The organism is Vibrio sp. ED002, from assembly GCF_023277445.1.
In the GTDB taxonomy this organism is placed as follows: Bacteria; Pseudomonadota; Gammaproteobacteria; order Enterobacterales; family Vibrionaceae; genus Vibrio; species Vibrio jasicida.
The window spans coordinates 1,608,292-1,624,473 of sequence record NZ_CP080239.1 but is presented as its reverse complement, the minus strand read 5'-3'; the positions used below and the strand labels follow the sequence as shown (position 1 = coordinate 1,624,473).

General features: G+C 44.4%; 9 protein-coding genes. 8 read left to right on the top strand and 1 reads right to left on the bottom strand.

Annotation, left to right across the window (positions count from 1 at the left end; translation table 11 throughout):
* Window positions 1-96 precede the first annotated feature (96 nt).
* The 5 genes from ITG12_RS23895 (at window position 97) to ITG12_RS23875 (ending at window position 6,794) form a co-directional block, all read left to right on the top strand.
* Entirely contained in the window at window positions 97-1,371 is a 1,275-nt protein-coding gene (locus tag ITG12_RS23895) for a maltoporin (RefSeq protein ID WP_248874278.1), read from the top strand.
* A 102-nt stretch (window positions 1,372-1,473) separates the two neighbouring features.
* Window positions 1,474-2,283: a MalM family protein gene (locus ITG12_RS23890; protein WP_009706534.1), complete on the top strand. Its 810-nt coding sequence runs from the start codon at window positions 1,474-1,476 to the stop codon at window positions 2,281-2,283.
* Window positions 2,284-2,611: 328 nt separating this feature from the next.
* Entirely contained in the window at window positions 2,612-3,118 is a 507-nt protein-coding gene (locus tag ITG12_RS23885) for a hypothetical protein (protein WP_020195601.1), read from the top strand.
* An 89-nt stretch (window positions 3,119-3,207) separates the two neighbouring features.
* The gene (locus ITG12_RS23880) at window positions 3,208-4,830 is read left to right on the top strand and encodes an alpha-amylase family glycosyl hydrolase (protein WP_248874276.1); all 1,623 of its coding nucleotides are present in this window, start codon (window positions 3,208-3,210) and stop codon (window positions 4,828-4,830) included.
* A gap of 344 nt (window positions 4,831-5,174) precedes the next feature.
* Complete coding sequence (locus ITG12_RS23875; protein WP_248874274.1) at window positions 5,175-6,794, top strand: endonuclease; 1,620 nt, start codon at window positions 5,175-5,177, stop codon at window positions 6,792-6,794.
* Between the two features lie 141 nt (window positions 6,795-6,935).
* On the opposite strand, the gene pulA is transcribed toward ITG12_RS23875, so the two are convergent.
* The gene (gene pulA / locus ITG12_RS23870; protein ID WP_248874272.1) at window positions 6,936-10,925 is read right to left on the bottom strand and encodes a pullulanase-type alpha-1,6-glucosidase; all 3,990 of its coding nucleotides are present in this window, start codon (window positions 10,923-10,925) and stop codon (window positions 6,936-6,938) included.
* A gap of 515 nt (window positions 10,926-11,440) precedes the next feature.
* On the opposite strand from pulA, the gene ITG12_RS23865 reads away from it, so the two are divergent.
* From ITG12_RS23865 to speF, 3 genes are all read left to right on the top strand, one after another.
* A complete protein-coding gene (locus ITG12_RS23865; RefSeq protein WP_038881273.1) occupies window positions 11,441-12,646 on the top strand; it encodes an SEL1-like repeat protein in 1,206 nt (401 codons plus the stop codon).
* 472 nt (window positions 12,647-13,118) lie between these two features.
* Window positions 13,119-13,565, top strand: coding sequence for a helix-turn-helix transcriptional regulator (locus tag ITG12_RS23860; protein ID WP_038868929.1), 447 nt, complete (start codon window positions 13,119-13,121; stop codon window positions 13,563-13,565).
* Between the two features lie 432 nt (window positions 13,566-13,997).
* Window positions 13,998-16,178 carry an ornithine decarboxylase SpeF gene (speF, locus tag ITG12_RS23855; RefSeq protein WP_038868931.1) on the top strand — a complete coding sequence of 727 codons (2,181 nt, stop codon included), beginning with the start codon at window positions 13,998-14,000 and terminating at the stop codon, window positions 16,176-16,178.
* Window positions 16,179-16,182 lie beyond the last annotated feature (4 nt).

Genomic DNA, 16,182 nt, shown 5'->3' with positions numbered 1-16,182 from the left:
TACCTCTCTTTCTTTAGGTGCATTTTTACTGCCTATATGTATCTAAAAGAGTGAGCAGGGAAGACAGAATTATAAATACCCTTAATGGAGTTAAGAATGAAAAAAGTAAGTGTAATTGCTGCTGCTGTTGCTGCAACTTTAGCTGCTGGTTCTGCTTTCGCAGTGGACTTTCATGGTTACATGCGTGCTGGTGTTGGCGTAAGCGCTGACGGTGGCCAACAACTAACGTTCGAAAAGAACAAAATTGGTCGTCTAGGTAACGAAGGCGATATCTACGGTGAAGTTCAACTAGGTAAAGAAGTTTACAACAACAACGGTAAAACGTTCTACGTTGACTCTATGTTTGCAATGACTTCTAACGGTTCAAACGACTGGGAAAGCACTTCTGCTAACTGTGGTCTTGACGGCGCTGGCGATGTTAAATGTGTTGATGATGCACAATTCGCACTACGTCAGTTCAACGTTCAAGCTAAAGGTGTTCTAGATTTCGCTCCAGAAGCGACTCTATGGGCAGGTAAGCGTTACTACCAACGTCACGACATCCATATCTCTGACTTCTACTACTGGAACATCTCTGGCGCAGGTGCTGGTATCGAAAACATCGAAGCTGGTCCAGGTAAACTATCTCTAGCATGGGTTCGTAACGACCGTTCTGACATCGCTGACCCAGGTAACGATGGCGGCGATGCAAACGTTAACACTCTAGACGTACGTTACGCTGGTCTTCCAGTATGGGAAAACGGCTCTCTAGAACTAGGTCTAAACTACGCTCTAGTTAACGAAACTGACGACGCACCAAACAGCACTAAAGATGCAGAAGACGGTGTAATGTTCACTGCTGAATTGACTCAAGGTCTAGATTCAGGCTTCAACAAAACAGTATTCCAGTACGGTACAGAAGGCTACTCTAAAACAATGGCATTCTACGGTGACGGTAGCTGGTACGGTGCAGAAGCTGACAGTGGCGCATCTGGTTACCGCCTAATCAACTGGGGTGTAATCGGCATGGGCGAAAACTGGGAAATGGGTCACCAGTTAGTATACGGTGTTGGTGAAGACATGTGGGCTGGCCAAGACAAGTGGGAAGCAATGTCTGTAGTTGTACGTCCAATGTACAAATGGGATGACAACCACAAAACTATCTTCGAAGCTGGTTACGCTATCGATGATAACGACGGTGCAGAGAACAAGTTCGGTAAACTAACTGTTGCTCAAGCATGGTCTGCTGGCTCTAGCTTCTGGGCTCGTCCTGAAATCCGCGTTTACGCGTCGTACCTAACTGCAGATAAAGACGACAACTCAAACGCATTTGACGGCGGTCGTTCAGACGATACATTCCAATTCGGTGTACAAGCTGAAGCTTGGTGGTAATCATCTAGCCACTAAGTCCTAAATTGTCCTAGAATGATACAGCCAGAAACTTATCTGGCTGTATTTATTTCAAAAAACAATAATGAGTCGAGGTAGACGGTAATGAAAAAATGGCTTGCTCCCGTGCTGTTGGGAATGTTGGCTACAGGATGTACTTCTGTAGAACAAGTCGATATGAGCCCGAAAGGTCAACAACAAGTGATCACGCAATCGGGTGATATTCAATGGGTACCAGTTGATGTACCTGTGGTTACTGAGTTCGCTTTGACTGATAAAAGCCAGATGCTGCTAGATGGTAATAGCGCAGGTGCAATTGCAGCGTTCGCATTACCAGGCAATCGTGGCAGTCTCGATATCAAACTAGAGACCTTCGTAAACAAAAATCTAGAGTTTTACGCACCCAACGTTGTTGTTATGAACACGGCAGGTGAAACTATTTACCAAGCAGATTTCTCAAAGTTTAAGTACGAGCCAGCAAAACTGTTGGACAACGATAAATTCGTACTTGAAATGAACGTGATTCCAGACATGACAGGTAATGACTTGCATGTACTGGTTTACACAACTTCCGCTGATCTAAAAGGAAGTTCTGAAGTTCTTCACCCTGCAAAAGCCTTCGCACTGGCAAATCATACTCAGCCGCCAGATATTGCAGACCCTCAAGCGAAACACAGCCCACTTGGCCAGTTCCGCTTTTCAGTATCCGCGAACGATATCGTGAATACTAAGATTGTTGCGAAAAACGACAACATTCCTCAAGGTACGGATTTAACCAGCTACTACCACAGCTCTATCAAGGCTGCGGTTGCCGCGGACGATATTCCTAAAGCGTTAACACTGCTAGATGAAGCAAAAGAACTGGGCATCGAAGGTGCACAAGAAGTATTTGTTAAAGCGGTAAATACCAAATAAATGAATAAAAAAGGTCAGCAAATTGCTGGCCTTTTTTAATTGATTTTAGAACGATAAAACTCACCCCTACATATAGTTAACTTATTCACAATTTTATTTGTTTTACTTTGTTTTTCATATTTAACAGATCAATAATTAAAGTGTGTTCCTAACCTTACTCGTCATCGATTAGGAAATAATTAAACCTCTCAAAGTAATCTGGCTCAGCAAGATAGAGAATAATATTCTTTATCGCTAGTTTGGTATTTTGTTCTTTTTAAATATTAACTTTATCCAGATTGGTGAGTTTGTATTTACTTTGGAATATTAAAAAGGAATTAACGTGAAAATGAACATGATGAAAACTTCACTTGCTGCTGCCTTACTTGTTGCTCTTGCTGGTTGTCAATCGACAGCAGAACCAGAAGGTGCTGCTGAACCTATTGTTAATCTGTCTCAAGACGAAGTCGTTGCTTTCATGGCAGCTTGTGACAACCCAGATAGCACGGCGAAAGGCCCAATTTCTAAACCTCTGTTTGTTGTCGGTACGTTTGCTGATTCAGATTGGAAACATGTACCTCAACGTAAATACACTTACAAAGGCAATAACTTCTATCAAGTTGTGACGCAAGAAAAAGCAGGCTCTTTCAAAATGCAGTACGCGACTGAGTTGTGGTTCCCACAATTTACCGCGAAAGGTAATCGAATGAATGTCGGTGAATTAACACCATTAACATTTGGTGGTTACGGCACAGATACTGCGGTTGATATTAAAGAAGATGGAAAATACGTTTGGAGCCTTCAATTTGAAGGAAAAGGTAAGCCACTTCACGTAATGGTTAATAAGTGCCAATAATATTTCATTCAGTTATTTAAAATTTATTTTTTATTTATTAACCCCTACATGGGAAACATGTTGGGGTTAATTTTATTTGGGAGAGTTTAATGCGCAACGTACGATATAAAAAACTATTTGGCCAATCGCTTTTAGCCTTGAGCGTGGTTGGTGTTTTATCCGCGTGTAATTCCTCTGGAGGAAGCGATAATGGCAGCACGCCACTTCCTGATGCAAGTTATGCTTGCCAAGCGAATGTAATGGAGCAAAGCAACCAACTTCGCACCTATCAAATCATGGTTGAGAGCTTTGTTGATGGCGATTCGAGTATCGGCCATGGCACAGGTTACGGCACTAGCCATCATAACGGTGATCTTCAAGGGATTATTGATTCGCTCGATTACATCCAAGACTTGGGCATGAATGCAATTTGGTTGACGCCAGTTTTTGAATCGGAAGCCATTGATGGGCAGGATCATTGGGCTGATCGTTTGGATGCAACGGGCTACTTTGCTACGGACTATTTTAAGATTGATCCTCGTTTTGGCGATTTAGAAACGGCGAGAACCTTAGTTGATGAAGCACACAAACGCGGTTTGTATGTTTTCTTTGATGGCGTGTTTGGGCATCACAAAGAAGGGTTAATTAAGCCGTCTCCATCGGGGTTATTACCTTCTGGTTCGAGTAACCCGGTCGACTATCCAGCGAGTTTGGATTTCTACAAAGAAGTCGCGACTTACTGGGTCAAAGAGCTAAAAATTGATGGTTGGCGTTTAGACCAAGCGTACCAAGTCCCAACCGACGCATGGACACAAATCCGCAAAGCGGTGGATGAAGCCTCACAGAGTGTGACTTACACCAACGCGGAAGGTGATCAAGTGAATCCTCTGGGTTACATGGTCGCTGAGATCTGGAAGGGCGAGTCAGAAATCGCGAGTGACGCATATGGCGCGGCTGACGATCCTGCGTTGTGCTCGGCATTTGATTTCCCAATGCGCTATCGCGTGGTGGAAACACTGGCTGTCAATGAGAGCGGTGCCGGCGGTCGTGATGTGGATTGGTTAGACAATGGCTACCAAACACACAATCAATATCCGTCTCATGCTCAACCAAACTTGATGATTGGCAATCACGATTTAGTTCGCTTTGGTGACTTGTTGCAACGAGGCGGATTAGCGGATGTGAACGATGCTGAATACTGGCAACGCCACAAAGCCGCGTTTGCATTCCAAGCGGCTTACACCGGACCAATCACACTCTATTATGGGGATGAAATCGGTGACCAAGTTGATGGTTTTGACGCAAAAGAAGACAACAATACGTGTGCGGTTCGTGGCGTGTGTGATGACCATGTCGCTCGCAGCAGCGCCAAGATCGAAGGCGTAACGGCAACCCTAGATGCTAACCAAGTTGACCTTAAAAACTATGTTAAGTCATTGATGACGATGCGTGCTGCTCATCCTGCTTTGTATCAAGGCAGTCGCACTAACTTGGTAGCAAGCAATGGCAGTTATGTGGACTTGAAAGTATCTGGCGATGACCAAGTCTTATTTGCTTTGAATACCTTTGAGAGTGCCCGCAATATTGTGCTGACAGAAGCGCAAGTCGGTAGTAATCAAGCGCTGGTGGATTTAATCACTAACCAACAAATCACACCAAGTAACGGGCAGTACCAGATCCCGATGTCATCATTACAAGGACGCTTCTTCAAAGTGACGGCAAACACTCAATAAGTCATTCTCAATCAAGATAACCCATACCAAGCCAAGTGTTGCTTTCTACCCCAATAGAAACGCACTTGGCTTTTTTTATCGCTTTGTCTAAGATGCCGCTCTTTTTAGTCATAGGTAGCGATATTCCACTTTGAGCTCCCGCGTTCTTTCTGTACATCCCTTTGTTTTTTATCGCACAACTGCCGTTGAACAGGTGAAAGAAACAGTACGCAGTTTGTGAGATGTGCTGCACGATAATGAGAATATTCACATTCATGCAACGTCAAACTGTGATTTATGACTTACTCATGTGTAATTGTTATGTTTATCTTTTTGGGGATTTATATAACTAATGGAAAATTATAATGAAATCCATAACGAAACCCCTCTGTCTCTTATCTCTCATTTGCTCTCCGATCGCCTATGCAGAGGTCTTGAATGGAGACTTTGAACAGTGGAATGGCAATGCACCAACGCAGTGGTCTGTGATTGATTCCGGCATTGCTGTTTCACCGACCAGTGACCCGCACCAATCTGGTGGTCTTGCGGCTCAAGTTATCGTAAATACAGGTACCCAAAGCAACACCGACTTTTTGCAAACCATTAATGTGGAGCAAGGGAAAACCTACCCATTTTCTGTCGCGGTTTATCATACAGAAGGAAATGTTAAAGCGCGTTTGGTGGTTGATGGATACCACAGCTACTCTAACCCTCTGCAAACCAATCAGTGGCAACAGCTCACGCACAGTTACACTGCATCATCAAACAAAACGATCAATGTCGGGTTACGCTTTTATGATGAGTCGGGTTTTGACGGTTCTGAAGTCGTTTATGTCGATAACTTTCAGCCAAACCAAAATGGTGGTACTCAGCCACCGGTAGAAAGCTGTAATGACAACGAAGTGTTACTGACATTGAACACTGACAGTTATGGCTCAGAAACGAGTTGGGAACTGAAAGATAGCCATTCAAAAGTGTTGTTTTCTGGCCAAGGTTTTGAATCTTCGAAAACTTACGAAAAAACCATGTGCCTAGCGAACGGCGATTACCAGTTTACGATCAGTGACAGTTATGGTGATGGCATTTGTTGCGGCAACGGCAGTGGCTCATACGCCTTAATGTTTGGCCAAACCACATTAGCGTCTGGTGGTGAATTCACGAAATCTCAAACCACAAGCTTTACTCTTGGCGGTTCAACGACGCCTCCGCCTGTTGTCGGTGAGTACTATAAAGCCGCAGAAGGCAAAACAGGTTTTGAGTTGAAAACAGCGCTGTTTAACATCATCAAGGATCACACCGGACGCGGCTACTCAGCGATTTGGACCTTAGTGAAAGACGCAGATTTAGACAACTACTACGAGAAAGATGGCTCCATTCTCGATATGTATTCTGAAAAACCATCTGGCAGCGATACGGTGAGTTTTACCAAAGTCACTGACCAATGTGGCCAATACAAAACGGAAGGCGATTGCTACAACCGTGAACATTCATTCCCTAAGAGCTGGTTTGGTGGCAAGGTTGAACCGATGAACTCGGATGGTCACCACTTGTTTGCAACCGATGGTTATGTGAATGCGAAGCGCAGCAACTGGCCATTTGGTGAAGTGGGTAACAGCACTTACGTATCTAGCAATGGCTCAAAAGTCGGTTCAGCAAGCTCTACTTTGGGCTATTCAGGAACGGTATTTGAGCCTATTGATGAGTTCAAAGGTGATTTTGCTCGTGCGTATTTCTACATGGCGACGCGCTATGAAAACGTCATTGGCAACTGGGAAAGCAACACTAGCAACTCTGACGCGGTATTGAACGGCACGAAAACGACCGTCTTTGAACCATGGATGCTGAACATGTTGAAACGTTGGCACAAAAACGATCCTGTCAGCGCGAAAGAGATCAGCCGTAACCAAGCGGTGTTTGAATTCCAAGGTAACCGCAACCCGTTTGTGGATCACCCTGAGTTTGTAGAGATCATTTGGGGAAACTAACCCCATAGCTAAAGCAAATCATTAGAAACAACAAAGCCGCCATCTTCACTGTTCGAGCGGCTTTTTTAATGCCGTTTTACAGACACAAAAAAGGGGAGGTTTTACCCTCCCCAAGCTAGCACATGATTGCGCCTACTGTTTTTAGTTCTTAGTCACTGTCACGATTGGTGCTGCTTTATCTGCTGCGTTGAAGTGGAAGTTGTAGTTTCCTGCTTCTGCAATCGTGATCTTAAGGTTCGCACTTGAACCGCCTGCATCCATAGTAACGGCTGTGTCTAGCTCAACACTTCCTTCGCCACCAAAGTTGGTTGCATCAGCCCAATCTGCACTAGCGATCTTCATTTCGTAGCTGCCTGCTGCTAGGTCGATATCTAGCGAGTAAACATCTGCTGCTACGTAAGTGAATTTCGCACTTGAGGTCTCAGCTGGAGTATCCCAAGTCGTGATTGTGCCGCGTAGGAACAGTGAAGTTTCACCGAACGTTGGCGCGTCTGCTGCTTTCGTTACAGAAACAACTGGTTTGTCAGCTGAATCGCTTTGCTCATGAATTGCATTTAGAACGAAAGTGTATTTGCCTGTTTCAGTAACGGACAATGCACAGTTACCCTCAGTACCCAAGTCTAGAGACCCAGAAGCTTGTTCTACGTAATCACAGCCAAAGTTTGGTGTACCCCAGCTATCATCAGCAAACTTAAAGCCGTAATCACCAGCTTCAAGTACACCTGTTACCGAGTACATACCGTTGCCAATGAATGACATTTCCCATTCTTCTGATGGATTCCAACCGTTCATGTCACCACGAACATAAACCTTGGTTTCACCGTAAGGAGGAATGCTCGATACGTCTTTGTTATCTGTATCAACAGGCAGACCAGCACCTTGTGCGTTACCTTGAGGTTGTACAAATACCGCTGTTGTAAGTGCCGGAACCGTGAAAGTCTCACCGGAGAAGCTTGCACTCTTAACGGTCATGTCAGCCGAGTTCTTCTGAACGTCATGCAGTTCGAAACCCGTTGCGCCCTCAATTTTGAAAGATTTCTCTTCTGCTGTTGAGTTCACTACCGCGACGATGGCGTCGTAGTTTGTATCTAGATTTGCACCAGCTGACGTACCGTCGTCAATAGACATCACAATCAAGCCTTCAACTTGGTCTTTGCCTACGTTGCGGAAATCAACGCGGTTCATGACCTCTTGAGCGGTATCTAAACGGAACAGTTCGCTTGAGCTACGGATAGTTAGTAGTTCTAGGAATTGTTGTTTAGTAAGTTCAATATCAGTCGAGTCTGGTTTTGCTGTGCCATCCGCAACGATGGTTTTGATTAGCTCCCAGTTCGCGCCGTCTTTGTCTTCACGAGGTAGGCCTACGTTCCAGTTGTTGTCGCTACCGTCGAAGTAAACACGGTTGAACCAGTCACCTGAATCGTAAGAGTCACGCTGCATTGATTTAGAGCGTAATAATTCTGAACCCATGTGAATGAACGGAATACCTTGACCAAGCATTACCGTCGATAGAGACACCGTTTGCATACGAGCGCGCTCAGCGGAAGAAGTGCCAGTCGCAATCTTGTAAGCGTTGTTGTCCCAAAGGGTTTGGTTATCGTGCTTAGATACGTAAGAGATGTTCTCAGAAGGCATCTTAGTGTAGCCCGCAGGTGCACCGTTGTAGTCTACGTTCTTACCAAGCTTCGTATCCCCTTTGTAATCGAGTAGAACGAATTCTGCTAGGTTGCCAGCCATGCCTAAACGAACGATATCTTGGTTGTGTAGACGACCGTTTACTGAATCTGCATCTGTCTTTGTTTCTTCGTTCGGGTACCCTGCGTTACCAAAGCCCTGGTTGAAGCGAAGTGGGTGTTTACCTTCAGAGTCCATGCCGCCATCGAATGGGCTACCACCACGGACCGCATCACGTAGACGGTCAGAGAAGGTACCGATTTCTGTGCCAGCCATATTTAGCTGTGTTGCTTGGTCGAAGCGCGCGTTGTTCGCGACTTCACCGAAGTCCCAACCCTCGCCGTAGAACAGCGTATTAGGATCAACCTTACGTACTTGTTCTAGCGCGTACACCATCACGTCTTTTGGTTGGTGGCCCATCAAGTCGAAGCGGAAACCATCGACTTTGTAGTCATCTGCCCACACAAGCAATGAGTCAACCATCAGTTTACCCATCATTAAGTTCTCAGTTGCTGTGTTATCACAACAAGTTGAGTTCTCAACGCCACCTGTGTTGACGTTCAGACGGTGGTAGTACCCTGGGACGATTTTATCGAGAACTGACTTGTCGTTTACGCCAGATGCGTTGGTGTGGTTGTATACCACGTCCATAACCAGCTTCAGATCCATTTTGTGCGTCGCTTGCACCATTTCACGGAATTCAAGGATACGTTTAGAACCGTTTGGATCAGTCGCGTAGCTGCCTTCTGGCACAGTGTAGTGGAATGGGTCGTAACCCCAGTTGAAGCTGTCTAGCATGCGTAGATCGTTCATCAGAGCTTGTGCAGCACCTGTTGCTGGATCGTAGCTGTTTAGGACATCTTCAATCACTTTTGCATCGTCTTCGGTTTCACAAACAGAGGCTTCAGGCTTAATGCCACATAGCTTGCCTACCGTATCCGTGATATCAACGCGTTTAGCTTCGTTTTCATCAACGGTTGCGATATCGAAGGCAGGAAGAATGTGAAGCGTTGTTAAACCAGCATCTTTCAGGGCTTGAAGGTGAGTAACAGATTCACGCTCAGCTTCCGTCAACGCAAGGTATTTGCCGTTTAACGATTCTGTGCCTTTCGTGTCACTAAAGCTAAAATCACGTAAGTGTGATTCATAAAGGACATGGTCTTCGTCTTTTTCAACCGTTGGGCGATCGTAATCATTCCAGCCTTGTGGTTGCAGGCTAGCACTGTTTAGATCCACAACTTGTGAGTAAAGCGAGTTTTCAGAAAGGCTTAATGAATATGGGTCAGTCACAAGGCGCGTTTCTACCACACCTGTTGTTGGGTGATAAACCTTCACTTCGTAGCGGTAGTATTTATTCAGTGCATCGCTTTGCGCTTCAGAAGCCCAGATACCAGTAGTTGGGTTTTCTGTCATCGCAACGGTGGATTCTTCTTTCAAATCGGCATCGTAGATGATCAGGTCAACGTCTTGCGCTGTTGGTGCCCAAAGTTTGAATGTTGCTGCATTGCCTTCAACAATGGCACCAAGTTCCTGACCAATGGCGTTACCTGCGTCTGCATCTGCGAATACCGCATCAAGCACACCTGGCTTTTGGACTTCAGTGGCAGAGATAACATCGCCACTTGCGTTGTATGCCACCATCACGATTTGTGACTTCAGAATAGAGCGTAGCGTATCAGAATCCACATCAATGCCTGCGGCTTGTAAGCTCGCAAGGTGACGGAAACGAGATTTCAGTTCTTCAGACAGGTCTCCTGCTTTCGTCAACTCAACGGCTGTACCGCCAGAAATCTGCTTGTCTTCGTCCATCTTGATGTCGTTGGTCAAGCTGTAGAATAGCTTCATCGAGTCGGCGTTTGCTGCCGCTTCCCAAGCGATAGTGTCGGCATCTAACCAGTGTGCTTTCTGGCCATCAATATCAACAGGACGATCTGCAATTGGCTCATAGTAAAGCTCACTACTGCCGTGGAAGCCGAATAGACCTTGAGACTCACCCAGTTTGGTTAACTCCACTTTAGAGTTCGCGCTGCCAAAGGCTTTTTCATCGCCTTTGTGCAAGATGAAGTTCATACACTCGTGTGGGTCTGATGCGTCAGGGTTCACTTTAAGTACGTAGTAAGCGCCGTAAGTTTCGCTGATGCCTTCGAACGAAAGCGGTGCTGCCCAATCCGTACCGCCGTCAGCGATCCCCATTGCTTCTAGGTCAGTACTGGTACAGCCTTCGCCATTCCAAAGGTGTAGGCCCCAACCGTCGTAATCACTTGCTGTTGAAGCCGAAGCAACATCGCGTTTGTAATAGATGACAACTTCGTTCTCTCCCGCAGGGTGAAGGCCGGAGCCAGGGTTCGTAGTGTCATCGCTAGAGCTGTCACTGCCACAGCCGCTGATCACTGCTACAGAAAGTAGAGGTAGCACGGTTTTGGCAATCGCTGATAATTTAAATGTTTTATTGTCCACGTTTACAAATCCATTGTTATTGAATTGAGAATAGATTGGGCAAGATGCCGAAAAGGAAATGTTCAACTAAATGCTAATACACTGAACTATCAGCAAAATGTGAGAGCAGGCGGTTAAGTTTTTTACAAGAGAAAATTTTCTATCACACTAGATTTTGTTCACAAATTAAATAATAAAACGAGCGCATAGTGAGATGTTAAGCACAGCCTAAAAATGTAAATTTCTATAGGAGGAGATCGGGGGGATGATAGGGGAGGAGAATGTCTAAGCCCCAAAACTGTGATTAGGTTCTATAAAAGCAAGGGTGATATTTTTCTTTAAAAAATAAGTTTAGATGATATTGAATAAATTGCCCTCACAGTAAAATTGTAAACTTCAGATTTTGCCTACATGGTCGTTATATAATAAAGGCGGTGTACAGTGGAATGATTGCTTTCACACCCAAATTAACAATTTTCTAGATTCCCCGAGCTACGGGAAATCCTTATGGGCCCTGACCTAAAAAGAGGCTATTTATGAGTAGTATGGGCATTGCCATTGTGGCAACTGGCCTTTCACTCGTCCTGATATTTGTGTGGATGATCTCGTTGTCGATGCGTAAGCAACGTCTCGAGACCGAGAGGAAAGCTCGTGAAGCGGCATACCGCAAAGCGATGCAGAAGGCGCGAGAGCAAGAGCGTAAAGAACGTGCGTTTAAGGCGGAAACGGGGCATATCCCGACCATTCTTTATTTAGCAAAAGAAGCGGAACGAGAGAACATTAAACAGGCGCTCTATTGGTATGATAAAGCGGCCAAGTTAGATAATGTCACTGGTATGTACGGTGTAGTAAGACTTGCCGAACGTATGCGTGAAGATGTGATCTTAAGAGAGCAGGCAAACTTCTGGCGTACGGCTATTTCGGGCATGGAAGGCGATATCGATGCGAAATTCGCGACCGGAAAAGCGCTCGTATTTGGGCGTGGTACAGAGAAAAACATTCCTAAAGGTCACCAATTAATCGAAGAAGCTGCCGATGAAGGCTGCATTCCAGCCATGCTGTATATGGGCGAATGGCAGTTGTCACCAGAAAACACATCAGGTCAGCGGGCTGATGCGTTGTTTTGGTTTATGAAAGCTGCAGAGCAAGACAGTGCTGATGGCAAAATCCAAGTAGGTCTATGCTATCTCAATGGCATTGGTACTGAAAAATGTATGGTCAAAGGCTGTTATTGGTTAGAAAGAGCGGCGGAAAGCGGCAGTGCAGAAGCCATGTTCCATGCAGGTGAAGCGTGGAAAGACACTGGCAAAACAGGTAACGCGATTGCTTACGTTTGGTTGTTCTTGTCTGCGAACATGGGTTATGAGCCTGCGAGAGTTGTACGTGATGAGGTTGCCAGCAACATCGGTGTAGATGTGGTGGTTGGCTTACAATCAATTGCTAAACCGCTACAAAGAAAGTTGGCTTCTGGCGTGGTGAAAAAGCACTCAATCATCAGAGCCTTAAACAAGGTTTACAAGCGTGAGCCGTATTTCCCTGGAGAAGAAGAACTGAACGAGTTGCTTAATGAAGAGCATCATGAAGAAGCAAACGTACCTGATGGGATGCCAGAGTTAAACTTCGAAAGCGAAGTGTCCGCACAACAAGAATTTGCGCCTCCACCAAAACAACCTTCCAAAGAAGTGCTCGATTTTACGCAAAACTTCTTACAGCCACAGAATCTCAACAAGCCTCATTCGTGAGGCTTTTTTATCACTCAAATTCTTCTTTACTCTATCGATTGCATAATTGTTGGGTGATCTTTATGCAAAGCTTCAACAGAATTCTACCTGTCACCGAGCTGTTGGTATATAAATCGACAAATAGAGGGAAATCCCCCCTTGCTGAAAATACATGAATTAAGCTCCAATCCATTATTATTGATTAGCTCATATCATGGCTATGAAATTACTTTGTTAGCTTAAATTATTTTTAGTTAACTAGAACCATTACTTTAACTAATATTTGCTATTAAGAATTATATTATTAAATCTTAATTTCTATTTTTGTTACTAAGTGAATGCTATTGATCTTTAATTAAATTGAGCGCAAGATACCAAAAATAAAAATAGCGCATACTCTGCGTATAAATACAGTCGGAAGTAACCTGTTATTATCCTTTTCAACATAAAAGAGCAACGTCGTGCTCTTTTTGTTTCTATTAGAGATTTGTGTATGTTGAGAATCATTAGTGCAGATAAGTTCATCTCTTCAAGGTTTATCTTGGAATACAGCAAAGTGGAGTTTGCATCTTTGTTGGGTGTTTCCGTAGCTAAGATAACCAATATAGAGAATGGCAAATCTTCGATTCCCCCGGTGTACGATTACGCCATCAATCATTTGCTCAGTGAGCATCCGTTTAAAGATAGTGCAGTGGACGCCTTGTGCTCCCATGAGACACTTAACTTCGCTCGTCGTGTTGACGTAAACAGTAAGGTTCAGCGTCTTTCTTGTAAGCGCTGTGACAGTCGAAGGTTACACGTTATGGCTGGTATGAGTGGTTTGTATTTTGTCGAATGTATGGACTGCAAGCACACCATGTATTCGTCTGGTAACGCGGTGAAACGGTATCAATTGTGGTCAAATAACGGCGTTAAACTCGATAGCCATTTGTTCGATTAGACTTGAGCTCGAAGAAAGCACCAAAGAAAAAACAATAACGTGAAAAGCCATCAGCAGAAATGTTGATGGCTTTTTGTTATAGTTTATAAATTGTTAAATATAAGCGTATTTATTGTGTTTGTTATTGCTAATAAATCAATCTAGTTAAATATAGAGTGATGAAAATCGCAAAATTTTATTTTCTTTTGATTCCTTTTTTAATAATAACTGGTGAGGTCACATAATTCTTCACCTGAATTCAATTTAAACCAAAATTCAATATCATTGGCTTATTGAAAGGAAAGTGATAAAGATCGCGAAATTTTATTTCGAGAAAATAAGAGTTATAAATATGAACGAATAATCACGAAATTTGGTTTTTTAATTTTAAATATTAAATCCATTTGTAATATCTGTCTTATCGTTTTTACAGAACAAATAAGAGATATTTCAATGAAACGTTTAATTATCGGTGTTAGTAATTACATGCCAGAAGACTTCAGTTTATTATCTGAATCTTTGGATGAACAATTTAACCGAACTTTAAAACCGCTAGAGCATGTCGAATTAACTGACGTTGGCGCTGCAATTATTACTTCTTCAGATATTAAGGCTGGTCTACACAAAATTATTTCTGAGACGGGTTATGGTATCCCGGTCTTCTTAGTAACAGATGAAAATCCGGTCTCCGCCGACGATTATGTCTGGTTAACCGGTGTTATTGATCTAGAAAGACAATCAATTGAATACTACGGTCGTCAAATCAATGAAGCGGTGACCAAGTACGAATGCCGCCTATTACCGCCTTTCTTCAAACAATTGACTCACTATGTGGAAATGGGCAATTCTGCATTCGACTGCCCAGGACACCAAGGCGGTCAGTTCTTCAAAAAACACCCAGCGGGTAAACAGTTCTACGATTTCTTCGGTGAAAACCTATTCCGCAGTGACTTGTGTAACGCGGATGTTGATTTAGGTGACTTGCTGATCCACGAAGGTTCTGCTCACCAAGCTCAAGCGCACGCAGCAAAAGTGTTCAACTCCGACAAAACCTACTTCGTACTCAACGGTACTTCGGCTTCAAACAAAGTGGTTTGTAACGCGTTAGTGACCGAGGGCGACTTGGTGATGTTTGACCGTAACAACCACAAATCAAACCACCACGGTGCGTTAATTCAAGCGGGCGGTACGCCAGTTTATCTAGAAACGGCACGTAACCCTTGGGGTTTTATCGGTGGTATGGATGAGCACTGTTTTGATGAGGAATACATTCGCGCTCAAATTGCGAAAGTATCACCAGAGCGTGCGCGTGATGAACGTCCATTCCGTCTTGCGATCATTCAGTTAGGTACTTATGACGGTACGATCTACAACGCGCGTTACGTGATGGATAAGATTGGTCATCTTTGTGACTACATCCTATTTGACTCTGCATGGGTAGGCTATGAGCAGTTCATTCCTATGATGAAAGACTGTTCTCCATTGCTACTGGATCTGAAACCAGAAGATGCGGGTGTGATCGTGACTCAGTCTGTTCACAAGCAACAGGCTGGCTTCTCTCAAACCTCGCAAATCCATAAAAAAGACCACCATATTAAAGGTCAGGCTCGCTACTGTAACCACAAACGCTTCAACAACGCGTTTATGATGCATGCGTCAACCTCACCATTCTACGCGCTGTTCTCTGCTCTAGATGTGAACGCGAAGATCCACGATGGTGAAGCAGGTCTACGTCTATGGCGAGATGCAGTTAAGACAGGTATCGAAGCACGTAAAGAAATACTGAAAAGCTGTGAGCTGATCCGTCCATTCATTCCGGATGAAGTTGAAGGCCAGCCATGGGGTAGCTACGACACCGATCTTATCGCAACCAATAAGAAGTTCTTCATGTTCGAGCCAAATGCAAGCTGGCATAAATTCGAAGGCTACGGTGAAGGTCAGTACTTCGTTGACCCTTGTAAATTGCTACTAACCACAGCTGGTATTGCAGAAGATGGTAGCTACGCAGACTTTGGTATTCCTGCAACGTTATTGGCGAACTTCCTACGCGAAAACGGCATCATCCCTGAGAAGTGTGATTTGAACTCTATCTTGTTCCTGCTTACTCCAGCAGAAGATATGGGCAAGATCCGTCATCTTGTGGCGCAAATCAACCGCTTCGAGAAGTTCATTCGTGATGATGCACCGCTAAACATCGTGCTGCCTCGCGTTTATGAAGCAAACAAAGAACGCTACCGCGGCTACACCATCCGTCAGCTATGTCAGGAAATGCATGACATGTACAAAGAGCTGAATGTGAAACAGCTACAAAAAGCGATGTTCCGTAGCGAATACTTCCCAACCATGGTGCACAAACCAGATGTGGCAACACGCAAATACTTCCGTGGAGAGTGTGATTACTTACCACTTAAAGAAGCGGTAGGCCGTGTCGCAGCAGAAGGCGCGCTTCCTTACCCTCCTGGCATCATATGTGTGATCACTGGTGAGGTTTGGACACAGCACGTTGTCGACTATTTCTTGTCTCTAGAAGAAGGCATCAACCGATTCCCAGGCTTTGCACCAGAGATCCAAGGTGTGTACCTAGAAGACGTCAATGGCCGCACCACCGCCCATTGTTACGCCCTAAAAGATTAATCTA